At 30.2% G+C, this 24,501-nt stretch carries 24 protein-coding genes; 15 read left to right on the forward strand and 9 right to left on the reverse strand.

Annotated elements, in window-relative coordinates; translation table 11 throughout:
• Window positions 1-38: 38 nt before the first annotated feature.
• Window positions 39-944, reverse strand: a complete 906-nt coding sequence (locus tag JK634_RS06280; protein WP_202766782.1) for a radical SAM protein — start codon at window positions 942-944, stop codon at window positions 39-41.
• A 47-nt stretch (window positions 945-991) separates the two neighbouring features.
• The gene (locus JK634_RS06285; RefSeq protein ID WP_202766783.1) at window positions 992-2,053 is read right to left on the reverse strand and encodes a YkvI family membrane protein; all 1,062 of its coding nucleotides are present in this window, start codon (window positions 2,051-2,053) and stop codon (window positions 992-994) included.
• A gap of 163 nt (window positions 2,054-2,216) precedes the next feature.
• Between JK634_RS06285 and JK634_RS06290 the strand changes: the two genes are divergently transcribed.
• Entirely contained in the window at window positions 2,217-3,338 is a 1,122-nt protein-coding gene (locus tag JK634_RS06290) for a hypothetical protein (protein WP_202766784.1), read from the forward strand.
• Window positions 3,339-3,486: 148 nt separating this feature from the next.
• A complete protein-coding gene (gene mnmL, locus JK634_RS06295; protein WP_202766785.1) occupies window positions 3,487-4,416 on the forward strand; it encodes a tRNA modification radical SAM protein MnmL/YtqA in 930 nt (309 codons plus the stop codon).
• A 41-nt stretch (window positions 4,417-4,457) separates the two neighbouring features.
• On the opposite strand, the gene JK634_RS06300 is transcribed toward mnmL, so the two are convergent.
• From JK634_RS06300 to JK634_RS06310, 3 genes are all read right to left on the reverse strand, one after another.
• Window positions 4,458-5,423, reverse strand: a complete 966-nt coding sequence (locus JK634_RS06300) for a VanZ family protein (protein ID WP_202766786.1) — start codon at window positions 5,421-5,423, stop codon at window positions 4,458-4,460.
• A gap of 2 nt (window positions 5,424-5,425) precedes the next feature.
• Complete coding sequence (locus tag JK634_RS06305; RefSeq protein WP_202766787.1) at window positions 5,426-5,758, reverse strand: PadR family transcriptional regulator; 333 nt, start codon at window positions 5,756-5,758, stop codon at window positions 5,426-5,428.
• Window positions 5,759-5,899: 141 nt separating this feature from the next.
• Complete coding sequence (locus JK634_RS06310) at window positions 5,900-7,075, reverse strand: class I SAM-dependent rRNA methyltransferase (protein ID WP_202766788.1); 1,176 nt, start codon at window positions 7,073-7,075, stop codon at window positions 5,900-5,902.
• A 130-nt stretch (window positions 7,076-7,205) separates the two neighbouring features.
• Here JK634_RS06310 and JK634_RS06315 point away from each other — a divergent pair, with 130 nt between their 5' ends.
• The 4 genes from JK634_RS06315 to JK634_RS06330 all read left to right on the forward strand — a co-directional run bounded on the left by JK634_RS06315 (window position 7,206) and on the right by JK634_RS06330 (window position 9,225).
• A complete protein-coding gene (locus JK634_RS06315) occupies window positions 7,206-7,601 on the forward strand; it encodes a hypothetical protein (RefSeq protein WP_202766789.1) in 396 nt (131 codons plus the stop codon).
• 62 nt (window positions 7,602-7,663) lie between these two features.
• Complete coding sequence (locus tag JK634_RS06320) at window positions 7,664-7,897, forward strand: hypothetical protein (protein WP_202766790.1); 234 nt, start codon at window positions 7,664-7,666, stop codon at window positions 7,895-7,897.
• Window positions 7,898-8,024: 127 nt separating this feature from the next.
• Window positions 8,025-8,639 carry a DUF1643 domain-containing protein gene (locus tag JK634_RS06325; RefSeq protein ID WP_202766791.1) on the forward strand — a complete coding sequence of 205 codons (615 nt, stop codon included), beginning with the start codon at window positions 8,025-8,027 and terminating at the stop codon, window positions 8,637-8,639.
• Window positions 8,629-9,225: a CHAP domain-containing protein gene (locus JK634_RS06330; protein ID WP_202766792.1), complete on the forward strand. Its 597-nt coding sequence runs from the start codon at window positions 8,629-8,631 to the stop codon at window positions 9,223-9,225. The genes JK634_RS06325 and JK634_RS06330 overlap by 11 nt, the downstream gene beginning before the upstream one ends.
• Window positions 9,226-9,363: 138 nt before the next feature.
• Here JK634_RS06330 and JK634_RS06335 read toward each other — a convergent pair whose 3' ends face one another.
• Window positions 9,364-9,582, reverse strand: coding sequence for a (2Fe-2S)-binding protein (locus tag JK634_RS06335; protein WP_202766793.1), 219 nt, complete (start codon window positions 9,580-9,582; stop codon window positions 9,364-9,366).
• Between the two features lie 940 nt (window positions 9,583-10,522).
• On the opposite strand from JK634_RS06335, the gene ileS reads away from it, so the two are divergent.
• From ileS to JK634_RS06350, 3 genes are all read left to right on the forward strand, one after another.
• Window positions 10,523-13,630 carry an isoleucine--tRNA ligase gene (ileS, locus tag JK634_RS06340; protein ID WP_202766794.1) on the forward strand — a complete coding sequence of 1,036 codons (3,108 nt, stop codon included), beginning with the start codon at window positions 10,523-10,525 and terminating at the stop codon, window positions 13,628-13,630.
• A 284-nt stretch (window positions 13,631-13,914) separates the two neighbouring features.
• Window positions 13,915-14,913, forward strand: a complete 999-nt coding sequence (locus JK634_RS06345; RefSeq protein WP_202766795.1) for a LacI family DNA-binding transcriptional regulator — start codon at window positions 13,915-13,917, stop codon at window positions 14,911-14,913.
• An 80-nt stretch (window positions 14,914-14,993) separates the two neighbouring features.
• Window positions 14,994-15,674: a M48 family metallopeptidase gene (locus JK634_RS06350; protein WP_202766796.1), complete on the forward strand. Its 681-nt coding sequence runs from the start codon at window positions 14,994-14,996 to the stop codon at window positions 15,672-15,674.
• Window positions 15,675-15,765: 91 nt separating this feature from the next.
• On the opposite strand, the gene JK634_RS06355 is transcribed toward JK634_RS06350, so the two are convergent.
• The gene (locus tag JK634_RS06355) at window positions 15,766-15,948 is read right to left on the reverse strand and encodes a hypothetical protein (protein WP_202766797.1); all 183 of its coding nucleotides are present in this window, start codon (window positions 15,946-15,948) and stop codon (window positions 15,766-15,768) included.
• A gap of 159 nt (window positions 15,949-16,107) precedes the next feature.
• Between JK634_RS06355 and JK634_RS06360 the strand changes: the two genes are divergently transcribed.
• The 4 genes from JK634_RS06360 (at window position 16,108) to JK634_RS06375 (ending at window position 19,669) form a co-directional block, all read left to right on the forward strand.
• Complete coding sequence (locus tag JK634_RS06360; RefSeq protein WP_202766798.1) at window positions 16,108-16,683, forward strand: nucleoside recognition domain-containing protein; 576 nt, start codon at window positions 16,108-16,110, stop codon at window positions 16,681-16,683.
• Window positions 16,684-16,692: 9 nt separating this feature from the next.
• Window positions 16,693-17,214: a spore maturation protein gene (locus tag JK634_RS06365; protein WP_202766799.1), complete on the forward strand. Its 522-nt coding sequence runs from the start codon at window positions 16,693-16,695 to the stop codon at window positions 17,212-17,214.
• A gap of 81 nt (window positions 17,215-17,295) precedes the next feature.
• On the forward strand, window positions 17,296-18,021 hold the full coding sequence (locus tag JK634_RS06370; RefSeq protein ID WP_202766800.1) for an ATP-binding cassette domain-containing protein: 726 nt from the start codon (window positions 17,296-17,298) through the stop codon (window positions 18,019-18,021).
• Entirely contained in the window at window positions 18,014-19,669 is a 1,656-nt protein-coding gene (locus JK634_RS06375) for a putative ABC transporter permease subunit (RefSeq protein WP_202766801.1), read from the forward strand. The genes JK634_RS06370 and JK634_RS06375 overlap by 8 nt, the downstream gene beginning before the upstream one ends.
• A gap of 46 nt (window positions 19,670-19,715) precedes the next feature.
• Here JK634_RS06375 and JK634_RS06380 read toward each other — a convergent pair whose 3' ends face one another.
• Both JK634_RS06380 and JK634_RS06385 read right to left on the reverse strand, forming a co-directional pair.
• Entirely contained in the window at window positions 19,716-21,089 is a 1,374-nt protein-coding gene (locus tag JK634_RS06380) for a radical SAM/SPASM domain-containing protein (RefSeq protein WP_202766802.1), read from the reverse strand.
• Window positions 21,090-21,202: 113 nt separating this feature from the next.
• Window positions 21,203-22,549 carry an MATE family efflux transporter gene (locus tag JK634_RS06385; RefSeq protein WP_202766834.1) on the reverse strand — a complete coding sequence of 449 codons (1,347 nt, stop codon included), beginning with the start codon at window positions 22,547-22,549 and terminating at the stop codon, window positions 21,203-21,205.
• Window positions 22,550-22,804: 255 nt separating this feature from the next.
• On the opposite strand from JK634_RS06385, the gene JK634_RS06390 reads away from it, so the two are divergent.
• Both JK634_RS06390 and JK634_RS06395 read left to right on the forward strand, forming a co-directional pair.
• The gene (locus JK634_RS06390) at window positions 22,805-24,040 is read left to right on the forward strand and encodes an aminopeptidase P family protein (RefSeq protein ID WP_202766803.1); all 1,236 of its coding nucleotides are present in this window, start codon (window positions 22,805-22,807) and stop codon (window positions 24,038-24,040) included.
• A 91-nt stretch (window positions 24,041-24,131) separates the two neighbouring features.
• Window positions 24,132-24,425, forward strand: a complete 294-nt coding sequence (locus tag JK634_RS06395; RefSeq protein ID WP_202766804.1) for a phasin family protein — start codon at window positions 24,132-24,134, stop codon at window positions 24,423-24,425.
• Window positions 24,426-24,501: the final 76 nt, after the last annotated feature.

The raw sequence follows: 24,501 nt of genomic DNA on the forward strand, positions 1-24,501 counted from the left end.
AGGGGGCTTTATAGCTCCCTTAAATTCCACTTTATTTATTAGACGCCTTCATTTAAAAAACTAGGAACAAATGCTTTAGAACTACTTCCTTCCTCTTGAATAAAACCCTTTGTTACTCCGATGGAAAGGGCATAATCTACAAGAGAATCATAGTGCTTTGGATTAAGAGGCTTATTTATCTCAGGAAAATTATAAGATTTATTCATTGGAGTGTATTGGTTCATTATACTAATATAAACCTTGTTATTAAATGTTTCATGAATTGTATCTATAACCTTTTTTGAATCAAAAAGTAGAGATGGCAGCATAAGATGGCGAATAATCATGCCTTTTTGTATAATACCATTCTTATCAAATTTAGCATCTCCAACTTGGTCATACATCTCCATGAGAATTGGCATAAGATTTTCTCTATAATTTTTAACGTTAGAGTACTTTATAGCATATTTATCATCATAATATTTAAAATCAGGCAAGTAAACATCAATGAAGCCACGTAAAGCTTTAATTGAATCCAAGGTATCATAACCATTTGTGTTATAAAGAATTGGAATTGAAAGACCTTTATTTTTAGAGATTTTAATAGCTTCAATTATTTGAGGAATATAGTGAGTTGGAGTAACTAGATTAATGTTATTAGCATTTTGAACTTGAAGTTCTAGGAATATCTCACTTAATCTCTCAATAGTAATCTCCTTGCCTAAATGTTCTTGGCTTATCTGATGATTTTGGCAGAATACACAGGAGAAGTTGCAATGAGAAAAGAATACAGTTCCAGAACCACTTTCTCCTGAAACACAAGGCTCTTCCCACAAGTGTAAAGCAGCTCTAGCTACTTTAAGATTTTTTCCAGCCTTACAGTACCCTAGAATATTATTATTCCTATTAACGTTACATTGTCTATAGCATAAATTGCAGTTATTTAACATATCTAAAGAATTCATTAAAAACACCTCCTAAAGATTATACATCTAGGAGGCGTTAAAATAAATTACTTATTTTTTAATACATAGTTCTTAATATAAAAATATAAGCATTGGACAATGAAAATTAAGCTTAATAATCCAAACATAGGATATAAGGTGGAAATTAGATTAGTGAAGCCAAGTTGTGAAATAGGAAGAGCTATAAATATAATTATGAATATTCCAATTTTAAATGGGATTTTAAAGCTTTGCTCAAGAGTTTTACTTATTGAAAAAACATCTGAAACTTCAGTAGAAAACATCTCAAGAAGAATAATTATAAGCAGAAATCCTTGAATAATGTTTCCAAACCTATTTGTTACATAAAGTAAAGGTATCTCATATTTATATATATAAGGTTGGTTTAACATTAGCATAATATTTATTAAGAAGCATAAGAGGGTTAAACCAATAGCTCCCAATATTATGCCCCAAAATAAAGTGCTTTTCTTCTTCATTTCTTTACCTAAAGGAACTAAAACCCCACTACAGCAAAGTATATTATATCCAGAATACAAAATAGTTGAAATAAACCAATGTTCTTTTTGAACAGGAAATGAATTTAAGTTTTTAAAAGTTAAAAAGTCATTATAGAAAAAAATATAGAGTAGCATAATAGTTATAATTACAATAATAAGTGATGGGACTATTATAGAATTTATTTCAATAAGTCCTTTCGTACTTCTTAATAGGGTCATAAGTGCCAAAATAAGCATTATAAGTGTTCCAACGATTTTTGGAATTCCAAAAAATTGATTTAAGAGTGCTCCAGAGCCAGCAAGAATAATAGAGGCACTTGATATTAAATATAATGTTGTAATAATCCCAGTGATATTTCCTAATATATTTGGACTTACTTTCTTTATTACCTGAGAGTAGGAATCTAGATCATTATCTATTCCTATTCGGGAAATAATAATTCCCATAAGAATATAGAATAAACCACATAAGGCTATTCCAATAAAACTTTTAACACCGTAGACAGTAAAAAATTGAGTTATTTCTTTTCCCGAAGCAAGTCCAGCGCCAACAATAGTTCCAATAAACACTGCAGCAACTTGAAAAATTTTTTTGATTTCTACCTTCAAGTATATCCCTCCTAATAATCTCCCAATATGCGATTAAAAAATTTATGCATTATATATAAAATATATAAATGAGTGTCTTTATTTATTCTCAATGTTATTGGATAAATAGTTTATTTTATTTTGGAAAAGCTAAATTTATAAACTAAAGAATGGAGGTATTAAGTTGAAACGAGCAATAAGTATTTTTATTATATTTATAATAAGTATTTCATTAATAGCCTGTAAAAAGAGCAAAAATAACTTAGATAGTGCAAGTGCTGATGCAGGCTTTGATTATGTAAAGAGTGAACAGCTTGCAAATCAATATATTGATTACTTATCAAAAAATGATTTTACAAACTTGAGAAGAATTAGTACTCCAGATTTAAATGGTAATAATAAGAATATAGAGAAAAAGGGAAATCCGATAATCACATATAAAAAAAGGGATACAAAAGAAACAGGAAAAAATATCTATTACATGTATAGAGTCGTAAAGTCTTCACCAGATGGTCCAAATGGAAGCTTAGATAATTATGCAGTAAAGATTGATAAAAGTGAAAGTGGAGAATATCAAATAGATGATGTACAATCTTCAACTGAGTTGGAAGTGTATAGTCAAGATTCTTTCTTAAGAGTGAAATATAGAGATGACGTAAGAGGATATTTATTAATGAGGCTTTCAAACTTTCCAAGAGAAATATATCCGAAGATTAATAAAGCTCCTATTTACAAAGAAAACATTGTTCCTAAGGAATTTGGAGTAGCAAGCATTGCCTATGAAGGGAAGAAAGTAGCAATAACAGCAAAGGATGGAGATAAGACCATTCTAGGAATAGTAGAAATAGATGAAGAAGAAAAGAAAAAAGCTAGTGGAGAAGTAGGTGACAGTTCAGGTGTTGGAGCAGGTGGTGGCTCAGGCGCTGGAGGAGCTAGCAGTGGAGCGGAAACATCAGGCATACTTGAAACACCAATTGGTAAGAAGATTGTGACCTTAGATATATACACTGATAAAAAGGTTGACATGATGATTTTCGGTAAAGACGAAGAAAACATTATAGTTCAGCATTCGGATAAAAGTGGGAGAAAAGGAATTAATATATATAAAGCTAATAGTGGAGATGTCTTAGATATAAAGTTTGATGAAAATTTCCCTAAGAATATGTATAACTTAGTTGTAAAAAATGTCAATGATTATAAGTTATATTTTAAAGTTGAGCCAATAGATGGAGTAAAAGGTGTAAGACAAGATGTTCTTGGTGAATATTCAGTAGGTTTAAAGGATTCAAAAATAGAAAAATTGTAATATAATATATATGTATACATTGAGAAGTTAGATTAAATATTCCTTTTAAAGCATCTTAGGTTTAAAACTAAAATGACTAAGATACTTTAAAAGGATTTTGTATATTTAGTATAATGTACATGTACAATAAATAGAAAAAGGTGAGCAAATGGAAAAAGTCCTTTGGGATAACAAAAGATATTTAAGTTTAAACTATTTTTTAAGAGAGAAATTCGGAGAAAAGATTTTTAAAATTTCATTAGATGCAGGATTTTCTTGTCCAAATAGGGATGGAAAAATTAGTAGCGGAGGATGTCTGTTCTGTAGTGAAAGAGGTTCAGGAGATTATGCAGGAGATAGAAATTTTTCTATTTCGAAGCAGTTCATAGATATTAAAGATATGATGGCAAAGAAGTGGAAGAATGGAAAGTATATAGCATACTTTCAAGCATACACAAATACTTATGCACCCATTGAAGTCTTAAAAAATAAGTATCAAGAAGCATTAGAGCAAGAGGATGTAGTGGCATTAGCAATAGCTACAAGGCCTGACTGCTTATCTGACGAAGTTTTAGATTTACTTGAGGAAATGAACAGCAAAGTATATACATGGATAGAACTAGGCTTACAAACAGTTCATGAAAAGACAGCCAAGCTTATTAATAGAGGATACACTTTAGATGTTTTTGAAGAGGCTTTAAAAAAGTTACGAGAAAGAGGAATTGATGTAGTTGTACATACTATATTTGGCCTTCCTGAAGAGAGCAAGGAAGAAGTGCTTGAGACTATTAGATATATTTCTAATAAGGATATACAAGGAGTAAAGTTCCACCTATTGCATTTAATGAAGGATACACCAATGGTAAAATTATATGAGCAAGGAAGGCTCAAATTTCTTACTCAAGAGGAGTATGTAGAGCTTATATGTGAAAGTATAAATATAATTCCTCAAAATATGGTTGTGCATAGATTAACTGGAGATGCGCCAAGGAGTCTATTAATCGGACCAATGTGGAGCTTAAAAAAGTGGGAAGTATTAAATGCTATAGATAAAGCTATGGAAGATAATGATTATTATCAAGGAAAGTATAGAGAATAAAAGAACCCCGAGAATAGGTTGTATTCTCGGGGTATGTAATTTTAATTACGTAAAAGAAAAATATAGAAATAGAAAGTAATAGTAATAAAAGAACATAAAATTATAAGATTTTTATAAAAACTTAAATATCGTTTTTTATTCAAAAAAGAAAATAAAAAGTGTCCAAGGAAAACTCCAATAAGATAAAGAAATAATATATCAAAACTCATTATTATAAAAATGTTTTCAGATAATCCAACTAGGCATAGAAAAATATGAGCTAAGGAAATTGATAAATATACCTTTGTTCCAAGTAATAAAGTTGATTTAATACTTTTAAACTTAGCAGAAATAATTGGAGCTAAGAAGCCTAATGGCATAAATAGAGCAATCATGCGTAGACGTCCTAGTAATATATGATCTAGTGTTATGCCATGTTGAAGAGAGGTACTTATATTATCAATAGTCCACTTAATTGGAATGAGCCCTATATCAAATTGAACCGGATCTCGAAAACATGGATAATTATATATAGGGAATAACATTGTACCAATGAGCACACTAATATAATATATATAAATAAATTTATATAATTCAGTTGACATACTAAAATCATGTTCTGATTTAGTTTGATTTTTTAAGGTTGCACTTCTAATAATTAAATAGGCAGGGGGTAACAAAAATACAACTATTATTCCTTTTAATCCACCAAAGCTACCTTCTGAAATTAATAATATTATTAGTGAAAACAATATTACTAATGCGCCAATAGCTAATAGTAGCGTAGAATTCATGCCTTTTTTATAAATAGGAACGACTTCAGACAATTCATCCTCTAGCACGGCTGTTTCTCCAAATCTATCTAGAGCAATTTTTATACTTTCAGATTGGCTGTTGCCTTCTCTTTTTAATTCTTCTATTGTTTCAATTAAGTGAGTCTTCATGTCATCCTTTAATTCTTCTATTTCTTTTGAATTTTCTTTGGAATTTTTATATAAAGATTCGATGTAATCATCTATTTCTTTCATTCCTATACCTCCTTAAAGAAAAGATCTAATATATCTCTAAAAAATGTCCATTCTTCCTTTTTAAGTTTAAGATAACTTAAACCTTCATTGGTTATTTTGTGATATCTTCTTCTTCCGCCACCGCTTTCGTTATCATCCCAATAAGTTGAGACTAGACCATTACTCTCTAGTCGTTTTAAAACTACATATAGAGTACCTTCTTTTATTTCAAATTTGTCCTTACTGATTAGTCGTATTCTCTTCGAAATTTCATAACCATATAAGTCTTCATTTATTAGAAGTGACAGAATGATGCTTTCGATATAGCCCTTTAGCATTTCTTTATGAATTTCCAAAAAATACACCTCCTGTATATATTATACTATAGACTACTCTATACTATAAAGTAGTATTGAAAAAAATATTTAAATTTTTACTTAGTATAAAAATTTAAGCAGAAACCACATATGGTTTCTGCTTAAATCAAATCATATATATTAAACTACTTGGAATACATAAAACTTTAAATAATATGATTCATCTGAGCCCCAAAGTATTGGGTGATCGCAGGATTGAGTTCTAAATTCCACTTGTCTAAGTTGCCTTTTTGCATCTTTAGCTGCATCCATTATGGTTTCAGACAATAGTTCCTGGCTCATATAATGTGAGCAGGAGCAGGTTATTAAGTAGCCACCTTTTTTGACCATTTTAAGACCACGTAGGTTAATTTCTTTATATCCTCTTTTTGCACCCTTAATGGTATCTCTTGATTTTGTAAAGGCAGGTGGATCTAAAATTACAACATCAAATTCTTTGCCTTCTTTTGACCAATCAGCAAGGATATCAAAAGCATTATGGCATTCAAATTTTACTGTATCAGATAAACCATTAAGTTCAGCATTTTTTCTAGCAAAATCTACAGCATGCTGAGAAACATCTATACCTAATACTGACTTAGCACCAGCAATACCTGCATTTAGAGCAAAAGAACCAGTATGAGTAAAGCAATCTAATACATCTGCATCTTTACATATTCTATGGATAGCCTTTCTATTTTCCTTTTGATCAAGGAAAAATCCTGTCTTTTGACCATTTTCAATATCAACATAGTATTTAACACCATTTTCAATTATCTGAACCATAGTATCAAAAGGTTCTGTTAAGAAGCCTTTCTTTTGTTCCAGTCCTTCAATTTCTCTAGTAGTTATATCACTTCTTTCGTAAACACCTTTAGCACCAAAGTCCTCCACAAGTAATTTTACAATTACATCTCTATATTTATCCATTCCTAATGTAGATATTTGGATTACATAATAATCTTCAAATTTATCAATAGTTAGTCCTGGAAGGAAATCAGCCTCACCAAAAACAAATCTACAGCTGGAAGTGTCGATAACTTTTTTTCTATAATTCCACGCCATATGAAGTTTTTCTCTAAAGAAGTTTTCATTTATTTCTTCTTCAATGTCTTTTGTTAAAATTCGAATAGTTATTTTTGAACGATCATTTATGTAACCTTTACCAATAAAGATTCCTTTTGAATCATAAACTTCAACAATATCACCATTTTCATAGTCTCCATCATATTCGTTGATTTCGCTTATGTATATCCATGGGCGACCATGAAGTGATTTTTTTGTAATGCCTTTATTTAAATAGAACTTACTAATCATAATTCCACTCCTTAATATAAATTCACATTAGATTATAGCATATAGAGTACTTGATTTATATATGTTGCCTATTTACTATATTTTTTACTTATCGTATTATTAATTATATAAACTTAAGGAGGATTCTTACATGGAGAAAAGGAAGAGAGGTATACTTATTACTATAATTTTAGTTATTCAAGGTATTTTTTCATTTCTAGGTCTTTCAACATATTTTAATGAGCAACGTATGCAACAAATACTGAAAGATCAGCCTACATTTGCACAGTTCTATACTCCATTAACACCTATGCAGATTGTAATATCAACGATTTTATCATTAATAACTTTAGTAGCTATTATAGGAATATTCATGTGGAAGAAGAAAGCTATATATGTATATTTAGCTGCTGGGGTAATTAATGGTATCTATGGAGCTATAGCTGACTTTACTGCAATAGCAATTATAGGGTATATAATACAGATTGGAATATGTGTTTTAATAAGTAAGACACTTTTGAAAAAATTAGAAACTAATATTGAATAAATTATTATAAAAATCTCATCCTTCTCACATACTAAGTATAGGTAGAAAGGAGGGATTTTTTTATGACTTGGGATAAAATAAAGGAAATGAATCTTTATGATAAAATTAGTTCAGAATTAAAAGATATATCAGAAGATGACTCAAGCAGGGTAGAGGATTACATTACAAGTCCAGAAAAATTAGAAAGTTTTAAGTGGTATATTCATGAAGGATATGACTCTAGGTCAATGGGGAAGATTTTGGGCCTTACAGTTAATCAGGTAGATATTATTAAAGAACTTCTAGGAAAACTATAATTTTAAGAAGATAAAAATATTAATTAAAATATTTTTATCTTCTTTTTTATGTAATTAAGCACATAATTAAGTACACTTTATTCATATTGTATATTAATAATTATAATAGACATAAAGGAGTAAAGAGATGGGGGGATTTCGATATCCTAAAAATCATTATAAACATTTATTAAATAGTATATATGATAAGGATGGAGATAGATGTTTTAGAATAGGTATAAGTTTTGGCAATAAAGATGGGGAAACATACTTAGTTATTGGGAGAAATCCATATAGGGTACAAGATGGACAGTGTAACAAGGTAACAAAAAGAATTTTTAAATATTTTAAGTTAAAGATTTGTCCTGAGGAAAAAGTAAGGGAACTCATAATGGTAAACCTATTTGTTGAACATGATTTGAATAGTGATATGATAAATAGAAAATTAGATAAGGATTATAAACATTATATAGTAGGAAATAGAGGTGTAGTAGGTCAGGGGGATATTACTATAAGAAATGATGAAGTAATAAAAAATGCAATAAGAGAATCACAAAAAATAATACTGGCATGGGGAGAACCAATAAAAGGAATGGAGACACTTTATAATGAAAGAATTGAAAGTGTTCTCAAGATATTGAGAGAATGTATACTGGAGGCTAAGGAAGAAAAGAAAGTATTTGTAGTTGGTGAAATGAGTTTAAGGGGGTACCCGAGACATCCACTATCATGGAGTTTTAGGGATAACTTAAATGAATACTAGATATAGATTTCTAAATAAACTTAAATTAATAACTTTCTTAATAGTGGGTGTGTTATCAGTATGCTTAATTTCAATTTTAATTTCATTTATACTTACAAGAACATCAAATAGGGGTATAGATAGTTTTAATGGAGTAAAAGTTTATTCTAATGGAAAAGATATACTAGCTACTCATGGAATTAGTGAAAGCAAGGATGGGTATATATTCGGTTATAAATGGCAATGCCCAGAATTTATAGTTAGATATTATTATTACGCTAAAAATTTTAAGATGAACTCTACAAAAGGAAATGCAAAGGATTTCTATAAGGATGGAATTGAGGATGGAGAGTTAAATATTGAAAGAGGATTAATACAATATAAGAATGGGAGCAAGATAAGTCCTAAAAAGGAAGATATAATTGTTTTTTCAGAAGGTAAATATGGACATGTTGCAATAGTAACAAAAGTTGAGAAGAACAGTATAGAGGTAATACAGCAAAATGTCTATGAAAAGACAAGGGAAGATATAAAGCTTACTATAAAAGATGGTAAATATACATTAGGTGATGGAGAGAATATTTTAGGCTGGCTTAGAAAGGAATAAGGAAAATAAATTGCTTTAGGTGTAAATAGATTTATATAATACAAACAAAAATGGAGCCTCAAAAATATTTTTGAGACTCCATAATATAAATAGGGAGATATAAAATGTTTTTACCAATACGATAAGGGGAGATATTGGTTATTTCATAGCTAATTCTTTATCAATTAGCTCTTGTATCTTAGGGGTACATCTTCTTCCTGAACAACCACCGGATCCAGCGCCAGTTGCTCTTTGTACCTCCTGAACGGTAGTAGCACCGTTCCTTATTGCTGCTTTAATTTTGGATCTAGGGATTGCTTTACATAAGCAAACCTTTGTAAGTTTATCTAAAACTTCTTCATTTAAGTTATTATCCATGTCAAATTTTACCTCACATTTTCTTTAAGTATATTAAAGTATTGGGAGAGTGGGGGATTTCTTTCTGTAACTATATTAAAACATACCGCTCAATAAAAGTCAATATTAATTAATAAAAATTATTAGTTACATAATTAAAATATTTACCACTTCGTTGACAATTTAAAAACCCTAGTATATAATTTCTCTAGAGACTATGAACAGGGCAAGTACTTAAAAATATTAGTTTTTAGAGAGTGACTGTATGGTGGAAAGTCATAGCTAGGTTTAAGGAAAATCACCTGGGAGTTGGAGGCTGAACAATATCATATAGAGTTTTGCAAATTAACTAATAATTTATGCATGTAAAAGTGTAAATTAAAGGTTCATGATTAGACTCTTTAGAATTTCAAGTTCAATTAAAATTCATTTAAGAGTTTAAGTTCAACTAAAATTCTTTAAGATTTCAAGTTCAACTACAACTTAAGCATGACAGAAAATCGCCAGAAACCGCAATTTTCTACCAAGCATAAGTTAAGTTTCACAATTGAAATCTTTAGTAAGCTTTTCCCGTTGGCCTGCGTTAAAGGATAGAGTATGATAGTACTTGAGATAACTACTAAGTTTTTTGAAATAGTTCAAAACTTATTTAGTAGCGTTAAACTAATGGTGGTATAGCGAATATAACTTCGTCCAATTGGATGGAGTTTTTTTTATTCTTTAGGAATTGATGTTGTTTTAAGGAAGCTGATTACCTTATAAGTTTGAATTGCAAGTTAAGGTTTAACTAAGAGTCCCTAAAGAATAAAAAAATAGAATTAGTCGCCTGCCAAATTTTCCTCACATACGTTTGGAAAGGCAGATGCGAGAAAAAAATCGACGGCTCATAGTCGCCTTGACGATTTTTTTTATTTTTTATTCTGAAATTATTATTACAATTCCGAGAAGGGAGATAAAAGTTATGTACAAAAAGATTGATACATCTAAAGGTTTTGTAGATATGGAAAACCAAATAGCTGGCCTTTGGAAAGAAAAAGATGTTATTCAGAAAAACTTCGATATGAATAAAGAAGGAGAATTTTTTACTTTTTATGATGGACCTCCAACTGCTAATGGTAAGCCGCACGTAGGTCACGTTTTAACAAGAGTAATGAAGGATATTATCCCAAGATTTAAAGTTATGAAGGGATATAAAGTAATAAGAAAAGCAGGATGGGATACGCATGGTCTTCCAGTTGAGCTTGAAATAGAGAAGAAATTAGGAATTTCAGGTAAGGAACAAATAGAGGATTATGGAGTAGAGAAGTTTGTTCAAGAGTGTAAAGACAGTGTATTTAGTTATGTAAGCATGTGGGAAGAAATGACCAATAAAATAGGTTATTGGGTTGATATGGAGAACCCATATGTAACTTATCATAATTCATATATTGAGTCTGTATGGTGGGCATTAAAAGAAATGTGGAATAAGGAACTTTTATATAAAGGTCATAAGATAATGCCATATTGCCCAAGATGCGGAACTGGTTTATCTTCACATGAAGTTTCTCAAGGATATAAGGATGTAAAAGACTTAACTGCAATTGGTAAGTTTAAAGTTAAGGGAGAAGAAAATAAATATATACTAGCATGGACAACAACTCCATGGACATTACCATCAAATGTAGCGTTATGTATCAACAAAGCATATGTATATGCTGAAGTTAAAAAGGATGATGAAGTTTATATACTAGCTAAAGATTTAGCTACAAAAGTTTTAGGCGAAGATTATGAAATAATTAGAGAATTTAAAGGCGAAGAGCTTTTAGGAACAGAATATGAACAATTGCTACCTTTTGCCAAGGTTGAAGAAAAAGCTTTCTATGTAGTTCATGGTGACTATGTAACTTTATCTGATGGTACTGGTATAGTTCATATTGCACCAGCTTACGGTGAAGAGGATAGCTTAATCGGTAAGAAATACAATCTTCCATTAGTTAATTTAGTAAATGCACAAGGTGAATTTGAACCAGAAGTTACTCCTTGGGCAGGAAAATTTGTTAAGAAATGTGATGAAAGTATTGTTGAATATTTAAAAGAAAATAATAAATTATTCAAGGCAGAAAAACACCTTCACTCATACCCACATTGCTGGAGATGTGATACTCCACTATTATATTATCCAAAGGATAGCTGGTTTGTAAGAACTACTTCATTAAGAGATAAGCTAATAGAAAATAATAATAAGATAAATTGGTATCCTGATAACATAAGAACAGGAAGATTTGGTAAGTTCCTTGAAAATGTTATAGACTGGGGTATATCAAGAGATAGATATTGGGGAACTCCACTACCAATATGGGAATGTGAATGTGGTCATAGAGAATGTATAGGTAGTATAGAAGAGCTAAAGAGAAAAGGAATTAATGTTCCTGAAGATATAGAGCTTCATAAACCATTCATTGATAATGTTCATTTAAAATGTGATAAGTGCGGAAAAGAAATGAAGAGATATGCAGAAGTTATAGATTGCTGGTTTGACTCAGGATCAATGCCATTTGCACAATTACACTATCCATTTGAAAATAAAGAATTGTTTGAAGAAAATTTCCCAGCTCAATTTATTTCAGAAGCAGTGGATCAAACAAGAGGATGGTTCTATACACTATTAGCTATATCAACAGCTATTTTTGATAAAAATTCTTTTGAAAACTGTATAGTATTAGGACACGTTTTAGATAAAAAAGGATTAAAGATGTCAAAATCTAAAGGTAATGTTGTGGCTCCAAATGATGTTTTAGATTCAGTAGGAGCAGATGCTACTAGATGGCATTTCTATACAGCTAGTGCACCTTGGCTACCAACAAGATTCTCTAAGGATGATGTTGCAGATACTCAAAGAAAGTTCCTAAGCACTCTTTGGAATGTTTATTCTTTCTATGTTCTATATGCTGACTTAGATAAGTTTGATGCTACAAAATATGCTGATTTCAAATCAGATAATGTAATGGATAAGTGGATATTATCTAAGTTAAATACATTAATAAAGACTGTTGAAGAGAATTTAGAGGGATATAAGATAACTCAAGCAGCATTAGATATAGAAGATTTTGTTGATGAGTTATCAAATTGGTATGTAAGAAGAAATAGAGCAAGATATTGGACTACAGAATTAAATGAAGATAAAATTGGTGCATATACAACGTTATATAATGTATTAGTAACTTTAACAAAAGTAGCAGCTCCATTTGTACCATTTATGACTGAAGCTATATATCAAAGTTTAGTAGTTTCATTGGATAACAATGCACCAGAAAGTGTTCATTTATGCACTTGGCCAGCATATGATGCATCAGCTGTTAATCATGAATTAGAAAATGAAATGGATCTAGCATATGCAATAGTTAAGATGGGAAGAAGTGCTAGAAATACTGCAAACATTAAGAACAGACAGCCACTAGGTGAAATGTTAGTATCTACTGCATCACTTCCAGTATATTATGGAGATATAATAAAGGATGAGCTTAATATAAAGAATATTGATTTTGGTGCTGATTTATCAAAATATGTTAATTTTGAAATAAAACCAAATCTACCTGTATTAGGCAAAGCATATGGTAAGATGATTCCTGCAATAAGAAAAGAAATAGCTTCAAGAGATCAAATGGAACTTGCTCAAAAGATTCAATCTGGTGGAGAAGAAGTTATATCAATTGAAGGAAATGAAATAGTGTTAAATAATGAAAGTCTTCTTGTAACTATGCAAGGTTTAGAAGGATATGCCTTTGCAGGAGAAGGTTCAATAGGTGTAGTTTTAGATACAGCTATAACTGAAGAATTAAAAGAAGAAGGACACTTAAGAGAGATTATTTCTAAGATACAAAACATGAGAAAAGAAAGTGGCTTTGAAGTGGCTGATAAAATTAACTTATATCTAGCTGGTAATGAGATGCTACAAAATGTTGCTAAAAAGTTTGAAGAAAATATTAAAAAGGAAACTTTAACTGAGAATATATTCTTTAATGAAGATACGAATTATGCAGAAAGCAATATTAATGGAGAAAAGCTAAATATGGCTGTAGAGAAGATCTAAGTAAAGATTAATTCTTAAATAATCCTAAGGAATTGGAGGGTATCTCCAATTCCTTAATAATTAAATTAATGCAAACGTATAATTGTTAGAAAAATCAACCTCGAATATAAAAATAAGGGTTGATTTTTTATTTATTATTGTTAAAATGATAATTATGTTATGAAAACAATTGAAAACGCAAATTGCATTTCGTATAATTAGAGTAGGAAAACGTTTTATGAGACTGTGAATTTCATATTGTTAATTATAAAGCTGAAATAAATAAGTGAATGGGAGTGATATTAATGGCGACTTCTATTAAGGATGTAGCAAGAGAAGCAGGCGTGTCAATAGCTACTGTATCAAGAGTTCTAAATGATATCGATGTAGTTAATGAAGAAACAAAAAAGAAAGTTGTAGATGCTATAAAGAAATTGGGTTATAGACCTAATATAGTAGCTAGAAGTTTAAAAACACAAAGGACTAAAACTATAGGAATATTAGTTCCAGACATATCAAGTCAATTTTATCCAGAAGTAGTTAGAGGAGCAGAAGATGTTTCAAATATCTATGATTATAATGTTATTCTATGCAACTCTGATTTTGATGGAGAAAAAGAGAAAGAATACTTGAAGGTACTTAAAGAAAAAATGGTTGATGGAGTTCTATATATGAGTTCATCACTACAAGACGAAACATTAGATTTAATTAATGAATTGGACTTAAAGACAGTTCTTGTAGAAACTAAGGATAAAGAAGGAACACTTCCAAGTGTTATTATTGATAATGTTAAGGCAACTTATGATGCTACAAAGTATCTGCTTGATAAAGGACTAAAGAATATTGGATACATAGGAATGGAAAAAGAAGCTTTAAATGCTTGGGCAGAAAGATACAATGGATATGAAAAAGCTCTAAAGGAAGCAAATGTAAAAGTTGATGAGAATCTTACTTTCTTCAAATCATTAAAAGCTAATACTGGTTATGAAGGAATAAATGAAATATTATCTTCAGGTAAAAAGCTTGATGGATTAGTTTGCGGATCAGATGAAGTTGCCATGGGAGCAATAAATGCTTTAAGAGATAAAGGTATAAAAGTACCTGAAGATGTTAAAGTAATTGGATTCAACAACATATCTGTAGCAGAACTTTTCTATCCTAAAATCACAACAGTAGCTCAACCAATGTATGATATGGGATCTGTTGCTATGAGAATGTTAATAAAGATAATAAATCAAAAACCAATAGATCAAGCTCACTATGTTTTAGAGCATGAACTAATTGAAAGAGAAAGTTGCAAATAGTTTTTGAATTTTATGAGAAAATTAAGGTAGACTTATCATTAAGAATATGATAAGTCTACTTATTTTTAAGGATTAAATATATGGATTATAAAATAGTAAGAAATAGTAGAAGAAAGAAAATTGCTATAAAAATATCAGAGGAAAATGAGATAATTGTACTTGTTCCAAAATATACTACAAAAAAATATATTGAAGAGATAGTTAATTTAAATAAAACGATTATTGAAAAGAGGCTACTTGAAGCAAAAGTATCGAAGGAAAAAGGTGTTTTAGAGAAAGGATATGTATTTTTATTAGGAGAAAAGATTCCTATAAAGCTTCAATATATATACGAGTCTAATAATAGATTGAAATATACGGGGAATGAAATAGAAGTATTTATTTTTAATGAAGAAAAAAGTAAAGAGACAATTATAAAAAATCTTTTAACTGAATGGTACAAGAAGATAGGGAAAGCGTATTTATCTAAGATGTTTGTAGAAAAAGCAGAAACACTAGGGTTTAAATTTAATGATGTAAGAGTTAAAGATGTAAATACTAGATGGGGAAGTTGTTCTTCTAAGGGAAATATTAATTTGAATTATAGGCTTATAATGATGCCGGAGGAAGTAATAAATTATGTAATGATTCATGAACTTTGTCATCTAAGGGAGATGAATCATTCAAAGAACTTCTGGACGTTAGTTGAAACTTTTGATGGAGAATATAAGAAACATAGAGAGTTCTTAAGAGTTAATGGAAGTAAGTGTAAAATTAACTAAAATTAATATTATATTATAAATAAATTACCCATAAAATCAAAAAATGATTTTATGGGTAATTTACTGTTTAATAGAGTATTCTATTGAAATTTTATAGTATTCCTTCAGTCTTTAATAAGTTTTCTAATTCTTGTACTTTTTGAGAAAGAGTAAAGAACTTTTCTTTTAATATCTCTTTTGAATTCTCTCCGTCAATTACTTGTTCCATAGACTCAACAGTTGCTAAAGCTTCATCAACCTCTTGTTGTGCTAATTTTAACTTAATTTCTTCCATAAATAAGTCTCCTTGAAATTTAATAATCTAGCTTAAATTAATTATAGATTATGCATCATTAATCTATAATTAAATCCTATCACGTATTAACTAAGGCTTCAAGGCATATATTTTATCAGATTATCATAAATAAGAATATTTAAATAAATGAGGTGTAAGATGATAAATTATATTTGGTTTTTTATGATTGCTTTAGGAATTATAGTGGGACTTATTACAGGTAAAGGTGCAGAGATAAGTAAAGGTATTGTAGATTCCTCTGGAGCATCTGTTGAGCTTATTATTGGACTTGTAGGGATGATGTGTTTTTGGTGTGGAGTAATGAAGGTTGCAGAGAAAAGTGGGTTAACGGAAAAATTAGCAAAGGTACTAAGGCCAATACTAAGAGTCATATTTAAGGATGCAGCCAGAGATGAAAAGGCGTTAGGTGCCATAGTAATGAACATAACAGCAAATATGTTTGGATTATCAAATGCTGCAACCCCTTTTGGAATAAAAGCAATGGAAGAGATGCAAAGATTAAATAAAGACAAATCTAAAGCTTCTAATGATATGGCATTGTTCTTAGTGCTAAATGCTGCATGCATTCAGCTTATTCCATCAACCATAATTTCTATAAGAGCAGCTTGTGATTCAAAAAATCCAGCCATAATAATAATACCAGCAATGGTTGCAACTGGAGGAGCAGCAGTTGTGGGAGTTGTTGCTTCAAAAATACTTCAAAGGTATTTTTAGGAGGGGAATATGATTAAATATTTAAGTTTGAGTATAATCCCGATAATATTTTTTATTATAATAACTTACGGTATGATAAGTGGCAAAAAAGTTTATGAGTGGTTTGTGGAAGGGGCCAAAGACGGAGCAAAAGTATGTATGAGAATATTTCCATATCTTTTAGCGATGATTATAGGCGTTAATATATTTAGACAAGCAGGTTTGTTAGATATACTTAATTTTATATTGTCACCTATTACTTCATTAATAGGATTACCAAAAGAGATACTGCCATTAGTATTAATAAAGCCATTATCAGGAAGCGGGGCAGTAGGGGTATTTACTGACATTATAAAAAATTATGGGGCAGATACTTATATAGGTCTAGTAGCATCTGTACTCATGGGAACTACAGAAACAATATTTTACACCATAACTGTATACTATGGAGCAGTTAAAATTAAAAAGATAAGACATACTTTATGGGCAGCAGTAATGGCAGATATAACAGCAATTATATTATCTATACTTATGGTGAAAATATTATTATAAAAATATCACTTATTAAAATTTTGAGGAAAAATTAAGATTTTCTTAATATTGCTAAGCTATAATGAAGTTGAGGTGATAAAAGTGATTGAGATTAATGGAATAACTAAAAGTTACAATGGAAAAGTAAATGCTGTAGATGACATATCCCTTGAGATAAGAGATGGAGAAATATTTGGATTTTTAGGTCCCAATGGGGCAGGAAAAACTACTACTATTAAGATGATTACAGGAATCATTGAAGCTACAAAAGGTGAAATATTAATTAATGGTTTAAGTTTAAAGGATAAACCATTGGAATATAAAAAAAGTTTTGGTTATGTACCAGATAATCCAGATATGTTTCTTAGGATGAAAGGTATAGAATATTTGAACTTTATGGCGGATATTTATGATGTCCCTTCCCAAGAGAGAAGTGTTAAGATTGATGAATTATCGAAACGTTTCTCAATGGAGAATGCATTAGGAGATAAGCTTCAGAGCTATTCTCACGGAATGAGGCAAAAGATAATATTGATGGGGGCATTACTTCATAATCCAGAGGTTTGGATTCTTGATGAGCCTATGACAGGACTAGATCCTAAATCATCATTTATATTAAAAGAGATGATGAAAGAACATGCTGAATCAGGGAAAAATGTGTTTTTCTCAACTCATGTTCTTGAGGTAGCAGAAAAGCTATGTGATAGAGTTGCTATTATAAATAAAGGCAAAATTTTATTCTGCGGAACCTTAGATGAAATTAAAGATAAATTTGCAGTAGATGAGTCCTTGGAAAAAATGTTCTTGGAGATGACTGAAAATGAATAAGCTTTGGATATTAACTAAATTTTTTCTTAAAAACTTTCTTCATGGACTTACTGCAAGTTTAAAAGGGACTGGTCAAAAAGTAGCAACTGTAATTGCTATATTAATACTTTTAGTTAGTATAGCTGTGCCTATTACTATTTTAATATCGGCTATATATGAACCTTTAGTACAATTAAATCAAAAAGAATTGATTTTAGGCACATTATTTAATGCAGCTTCCACAGTAGTATTCATATTTGGTATAACCGGAATAATAAGCATATTTTATTTTTCTCAAGATGTAGAGTGGTTATTGCCGTTACCAATAAAGCCATCCCATATAGTAATAGGAAAATTTTTAACTTTGTTATTCTATGAATATATAATATTAGCATGTATTGTTCCCGCAGTACTTACTTATGGGGTAATAAGCGGAGCAGGAATTATATATTATTTGTACTCTATAGTAGTATTTTTGACTTTACCTATAATTCCAATAGCATACGGAACTATTCTTAGCTTTGTACTAATGAGATTTACTAATCTATCTAAACACAAGGATGCTTTTAAAGTTATAGTTGGATTTTTAGGAATAATCCTAGGACTTAGCATTAATGTTGTAATGCAAAGAATGGGAAATGGATTTAAAGTTGATAATCCTCAGGATATTCAGGCTATATTTGGACAGGGATCAATATTTGATAGAATGACCACTATATTTTTTAATGTAAAGTTTTCTACTTATGCATTAACAGAAAGCTCTACTGGAAAGGGCTTAATTAATATAGGGCTATTAGTACTGGTTATTGCTATTGTTATGCTTGTTTTATATAAACTAGCAGATACTCTATATATTAAAGGAGTAGTAGGAATATCAGAGTCTAACTCAAATAAAAAAATTTTATCTAGCAAACAAAAAGAGAATTTACTTAAGGAAAATTCTCAGTTAGTCACTTGGATGAAGAGGGAAGTTAAAGTATTGCTTAGAACTCCATCTTATGTTATTAACTGTATTAGTACTTTGGTATTGCCAATTATAGTTTTTGTAATTCCTTTTCTTGGAGGAGCATCAAATGGAATGGGGGAAGTCATTAAATTAATATCTAGTACAGGTGTTTCTTTGATAATATTAGCTGGATATGCAGGAATCATGGCTTTCTTTGTAAGTGCTAATGCTATAGCATCAACAGCTATATCTAGAGAAGGACAAGAAATATTTGTTACAAAGTATTTGCCTACAACAAAGAAGACTCAACTATTAGCGAAGGTATATGTTGCTATTTTATTAAGTAGTATAACAAATTTAATATGCGCGTTAGGATTAGTTATTTTTAAAGCGAATATACTTGTAGTTATTGGAGCTTTTCTAGCTGGAGAGATAGTAATTACACTTATATGTATTTTAGGTGTAATAATTGATACTTATGCACCTAAACTAGAATGGGAAAGTGAACAACAAGCAGTAAAGAACAACTTAAATGTTCTTAAAACAATGGGTGTTACTTTGTTAATAATTATAGTTTCAATAATACTTTATGTAGCAGGTTCACTTGCAGTATCAAATTTACTTGGAATAAGTATTGTTGCAATAGCATTAATTATAGGAATCGTAATTAGTTACAAGATATTAGTTAATAAAGCAACATTAAGACTGGAAAAAATAGAATAATAATAAAAGGTGTTTACCAAATAAGTTTTGGAAACACCTTTTATAATTAACTGCATCTATTACATTTTTCACACTTCTTTATTTGAGAAGTTTTCCAAAGTTCATCAGAAGTTAATGCCCATCTTTTTGAGGTTTCAGTGCACTTTGAAGTAAGAAAATCTACATTTTCAGGCTCCATTAAATCGGTAGATTTAGCCTTTGAGTTATTAACCATCTCCTTTAAATAATCTGGGTTATCTAGTAATGGACATGGTCTTAAATGATTAGAGTTAAAAGGTTGATTTTTTCTATACTCCATAAAAAGAGGTGATTTCAAAGAATCCAAAAGAGAAGATTCCTTAATGTTAATATTTGAATAGTGAATAAAAGCGCAGGGCTCAACATCTCCATTAGCGTTAATGTGCATATAACACTTTCCCCCAGCTATACAACCATCGACATATTCGCCATCATTCCAGAAGTCCATAGTAAATACGGGTTTTTCCTCCCTAAATTTTCTGATTCTATTATACATGAACTCTCTTTGAGTATTTGAAACCATAAGATCGGTAGGTGAGTTAATCCCTACTGGCATATAAGTGAAGTACCAACCAAACTTAGCCCCTTTTTCTATCATTAGATCTAAATATTCTTCCGAGCCAACAACATCAGTATTTTTGCTATGGTAGCAAGTGGAAAAACCAAACGGCAATTCTTTTGCTTTTAATAAGTTCATAGCATCAATAACTGCTTTATAGGTTCCTATTCCCCTACGCATATCTGTTTCAGCTTCAAAGCCTTCAACACTTATGGCCGGTATAAAATTGCAAACTCTAAGCATTTCATTTGAAAAGTCTTCATCAATAAGTGTTCCATTTGTAAAAGCTAAGAATATGCAATCATCATGTTTTTCACAAAGAGAAATAATATCCTTCTTTCTAACCAAGGGTTCACCGCCAGAATATATGTACATATATATTCCTAGTTCTTTACCTTGGCAAATAATTTTATCAAGTGTATTAATATCCATGGACAATTTATTACCATATTCTGAAGCCCAGCAGCCAATGCACTTTAAGTTGCAGGCAGAGGTTGGGTCCATTAATATAGCCCAAGGAATATTGCAATCATATTTAGCTTTTAGAGATTCTCTTCGTTCAGTTCCTAAAATTGCAGACTTCACTATAAAGTTAACAAAAATTTTCTTCCTTACCGAGGGATTAATATCGGTATAAAAGCTTTTAATAAGAGTATTCCAATTGCTATTGGGATCAGAGATTCCTTCACGAATAGTTTCATAGGCACCGTGATAAATATCTCCTTTATCAAGCTTTTCTACCCAGTTTAATACCTTGGGAATATTTTTCTCAGGGTCTTTTTCGATGTAATTTAATACTTGTTTAATACCTATAGTTTCAAAGGTTTCCTTCAAACTTTTCATAAATTACTCCTCCTATATATAGCATATTAAGGCTATATAAAATAAACTTACTAATTACATACTATGAATTAAATAGTTTTAATATTACAAGGATAAATTTATGAAGGTTAAAGTTAAGAATATAATTTGTTAAATTTTCTTTTATATAAAGTATAAACTAGAGTTCCATCTATTGCCCATTGAATTGACGTTATAATCCATACAAAAGTAACAGGGAGCCTAAATACATAAATAGCAGCATACATAAGAGGTAATCTTATAATCCAAGAGGAAAACATAGCAACTTTAAATGGGGTTTTAGTATCTCCAATGCCTTTTAATGCGCCACCAACAATCATAGATATTCCCATGAAAGGTTGTTCAATTGATGCAATCATTAAACAGTAAGTTCCTAAGGTGATAACTTCTCTTTCCGATGATGTAATGAATAGGTTAATAAGAGTATTAGGAATTACTAAAAACAACAAAGAACAAAATAGCATTATAATAACGCCTAAGAAAATAGAAGTGTTAGCATATTCCTTGGCTTTTTTATAATTTCCTTCGCCTATTTTATGGCCCACTAATGTTGTTGCAGCAACAGCAAAGCCCCAACCTGGCATAAAGCTTATTGATTCTATTGTGGTGGCAATCTGGTTTGAAGCGAAGGAGATAGTTCCAAGTGAAATAATAAATATATTGCTTAAAAGTCTGCTTATGCTGAAGGCACTTTCTTGAAGTGCTGAAGGTATAGATAGACGAACTAAAGAAGAAAGTTTAGTTCCTTGAAGCTCTACAATATATCTAAATCTTGGCCTGATTTTAGAAAATTTAAATACATATACGAATATAAAAACAAAACCTACAATTTGAGCTATGCAAGTAGCAGTAGCAGCTCCATTTATGCCTAACTCAGGGAGTCCAAATCTACCCCAAATAAGTATATAGTCTAGAGAAATATTTATTATATTAATTATAATTGATGCGATTAGAGGAGTTTTAGTATTACCAGAACCTCTTAATGTACCATTAAGAGCATTCATTGACATTGAAAAGAAAATACCTATAGAGGCTATCTTCATATATCCTGTTCCCAAGGAAACTACATCATTATTTCCACCAGCTAAAGTAAGAATCTCTTTTGAGAAAAAGAAGAATATTAGTGAAAGAAAAAATCCTATTATAAGCGTTAATAAGAAACCTATAGATGCATATTGTTCAGCTCGTTCACTTTTTTTTGCACCCATACTTCTCGCAACTAAGGAAGTTATTCCAATAGATATACCAGAAGCAATGAGTATGTTAGAAAAAGTAGTAATAATTTCTGAAGATAATCCTACGGAGCTAACTGAAAGATTTCCTCCATATTTTCCAACCATCATTGTATCAAAAACCCATATCATCATATATAAAATCATCTCTCCTACTGCAGGAAGAGCTAAACTTAATACTTCTTTAATACTGCTTTTATTTATCATAATAAAAATCTCCTCATAGTTTAAGATGCATAACTATTCTCGTCTGAGGTTAATTATATATAAAAAGCACTTTAAATACAAATGAAGTAAATTTACTTTTGCAGGTAATTTTGTATGATATAATTATTGTAAATATAATGCAAAATCATATTACATCTCTGGTCCAACTCTTAGTTAAGACGTCTAAGAGTTGGACGGCGACATGTAAATTCTTTAATGCATTATATATAAATAAAAAACGTAAAGGAGTTTAATTATATGAAAGCAGAAGTTTTTAAAAAGAATAGAGAAGCATTATTCAAACATATGGAGGAAAATAGTATAGCGCTTCTTTTTGCAGGTAAGGCTCCTAAAAAAACTGCAGATGAAGCTTATGAGTTTACTCCGAATAGAAATTTTTATTATCTTACAGGAATAGATGAAGAGGACATAATTTTACTTTTGGTTAAAGGAAAAGAAGACCAGGAGATATTGTTTATTAAGGAACCAGATTTGGAGCTAGAAAAATGGGTAGGGAAATCTATTAGAGATAATGAAGCAAAGGAAAGAGGCGCGTTCGAAGAAATACAATATACAAAAGATTTTGAGGATGAACTTCACAGTTTTATGTTTAAGGAAGGTATTGAAACAGTATATCTTAACTTGGAAAGGGATAGCTATACTCAAAGAGCTACACTAGAAGAGGAATTTGCAAAAAAACTAAAGTTTAAATATCCTGATAAGGAAATTAAGAATATTTATAATGAAATTGCTAGTATTAGAATGATAAAGAGTAAAGAAGAAATAAAATATATTAGGGAAGCAATAGACATAACTGTTGAAGGCGTTGAGCTTTTAATGAAAAACTCTAAGTCAGGCTTAAAAGAATATGAATTAGAGGCATACTTTGATTTTAATTGTAAAAGAAGAGGCGTTAAGGATTTTGCATTTAAGACAATAGCAGCTGCAGGTGTGAATGCTACTATACTTCACTATATTAACAATAATTCAGAAATGAAGGATGGAGACTTAATCCTTTTTGATTTAGGAGCACAATGTGAATATTATAATGCGGATATCACTAGAACTTTCCCAATAAACGGTAAGTTTACAGAGAGGCAAAAAGAAGTATATGAAGCAGTTTTAAGAGTAAATAAAAAAGTAATAAAAGAATTAAAACCAGGAGTAAGCTTTAAGGATATTAATGATAAAGCCACTGAATGGATTGGTGAGGAATGTGTAAAGCTAGGTCTTATAGAAGATAAAGAAGATGTTAGAAAATACTACTGGCATTCTATAGGACATAGTTTAGGTTTAGATACTCATGATGTAGGTAAGAGGAATGTGGAATTTAGACCAGGTATGGTATTCACTGTAGAGCCAGGTATATATATTAATGAAGAAGGAATTGGAATAAGGATAGAAGATGATGTGCTTATTACTGAAGATGGTAATGAGGTTTTGACAAAGAATATGATAAAAGAAGCTCACGAAATAGAAGAATTTATGAAATAAGTTTTCAAAGATAAACATAAATATAAAAAGTTACATTATAATTTTGCAAAAGTGGTATAATATAGGTAATAAGTTTAGGGGAGATGATTTTATGATAAGTGAAGTTAAAAAACTGTTACTAGCAGGAGTTGGAGCAGTATCAACTACTTATGAGAAGGCATCTGAGGTAATAGACGAGTTAGTTGAAAAGGGTAGAATAACAGTTGAGGACGGAAAAGAATTAACTGAGGAATTAAAGACAAACTTCTCTAATAAAGCAAAAGAAGTTAAACCATTAAATAGAGAAGATGTAGAAGGATTGCTAAGCGACCTTGGTTATGTAAAAAGAGAAGAATTAAATGAATTAGTTAAGAGAATAGAGGCTTTAGAACAGAAGACTGTTTAAAAGCACAAAGTAATGAAGAGGATGTCAAAGAATGATTAACATCCTCTTATCTTATATTTAAAAGTATTGTAAAGGT

The organism is Clostridium paridis (assembly GCF_016765615.1).
GTDB lineage: Bacteria > Bacillota > Clostridia > Clostridiales > Clostridiaceae > Clostridium_T > Clostridium_T paridis.

Excerpts from the sequence above, each read along its gene's own strand:
- JK634_RS06280 (WP_202766782.1), bottom strand. The coding sequence starts at position 944 with ATGAATTCTTTAGATATGTTAAATAACTGCAATTTATGCTATAGACAA.
- mnmL (WP_202766785.1), top strand. The coding sequence starts at position 3,487 with ATGGAAAAAGTCCTTTGGGATAACAAAAGATATTTAAGTTTAAACTAT.
- JK634_RS06300 (WP_202766786.1), bottom strand. The coding sequence starts at position 5,423 with ATGAAAGAAATAGATGATTACATCGAATCTTTATATAAAAATTCCAAA.
- JK634_RS06310 (WP_202766788.1), bottom strand. The coding sequence starts at position 7,075 with ATGATTAGTAAGTTCTATTTAAATAAAGGCATTACAAAAAAATCACTT.
- JK634_RS06315 (WP_202766789.1), top strand. The coding sequence starts at position 7,206 with ATGGAGAAAAGGAAGAGAGGTATACTTATTACTATAATTTTAGTTATT.
- JK634_RS06320 (WP_202766790.1), top strand. The coding sequence starts at position 7,664 with ATGACTTGGGATAAAATAAAGGAAATGAATCTTTATGATAAAATTAGT.
- JK634_RS06325 (WP_202766791.1), top strand. The coding sequence starts at position 8,025 with ATGGGGGGATTTCGATATCCTAAAAATCATTATAAACATTTATTAAAT.
- JK634_RS06330 (WP_202766792.1), top strand. The coding sequence starts at position 8,629 with ATGAATACTAGATATAGATTTCTAAATAAACTTAAATTAATAACTTTC.
- JK634_RS06335 (WP_202766793.1), bottom strand. The coding sequence starts at position 9,582 with ATGGATAATAACTTAAATGAAGAAGTTTTAGATAAACTTACAAAGGTT.
- ileS (WP_202766794.1), top strand. The coding sequence starts at position 10,523 with ATGTACAAAAAGATTGATACATCTAAAGGTTTTGTAGATATGGAAAAC.
- JK634_RS06345 (WP_202766795.1), top strand. The coding sequence starts at position 13,915 with ATGGCGACTTCTATTAAGGATGTAGCAAGAGAAGCAGGCGTGTCAATA.
- JK634_RS06350 (WP_202766796.1), top strand. The coding sequence starts at position 14,994 with ATGGATTATAAAATAGTAAGAAATAGTAGAAGAAAGAAAATTGCTATA.
- JK634_RS06355 (WP_202766797.1), bottom strand. The coding sequence starts at position 15,948 with ATGGAAGAAATTAAGTTAAAATTAGCACAACAAGAGGTTGATGAAGCT.
- JK634_RS06360 (WP_202766798.1), top strand. The coding sequence starts at position 16,108 with ATGATAAATTATATTTGGTTTTTTATGATTGCTTTAGGAATTATAGTG.
- JK634_RS06365 (WP_202766799.1), top strand. The coding sequence starts at position 16,693 with ATGATTAAATATTTAAGTTTGAGTATAATCCCGATAATATTTTTTATT.
- JK634_RS06375 (WP_202766801.1), top strand. The coding sequence starts at position 18,014 with ATGAATAAGCTTTGGATATTAACTAAATTTTTTCTTAAAAACTTTCTT.
- JK634_RS06380 (WP_202766802.1), bottom strand. The coding sequence starts at position 21,089 with ATGAAAAGTTTGAAGGAAACCTTTGAAACTATAGGTATTAAACAAGTA.
- JK634_RS06390 (WP_202766803.1), top strand. The coding sequence starts at position 22,805 with ATGAAAGCAGAAGTTTTTAAAAAGAATAGAGAAGCATTATTCAAACAT.
- JK634_RS06395 (WP_202766804.1), top strand. The coding sequence starts at position 24,132 with ATGATAAGTGAAGTTAAAAAACTGTTACTAGCAGGAGTTGGAGCAGTA.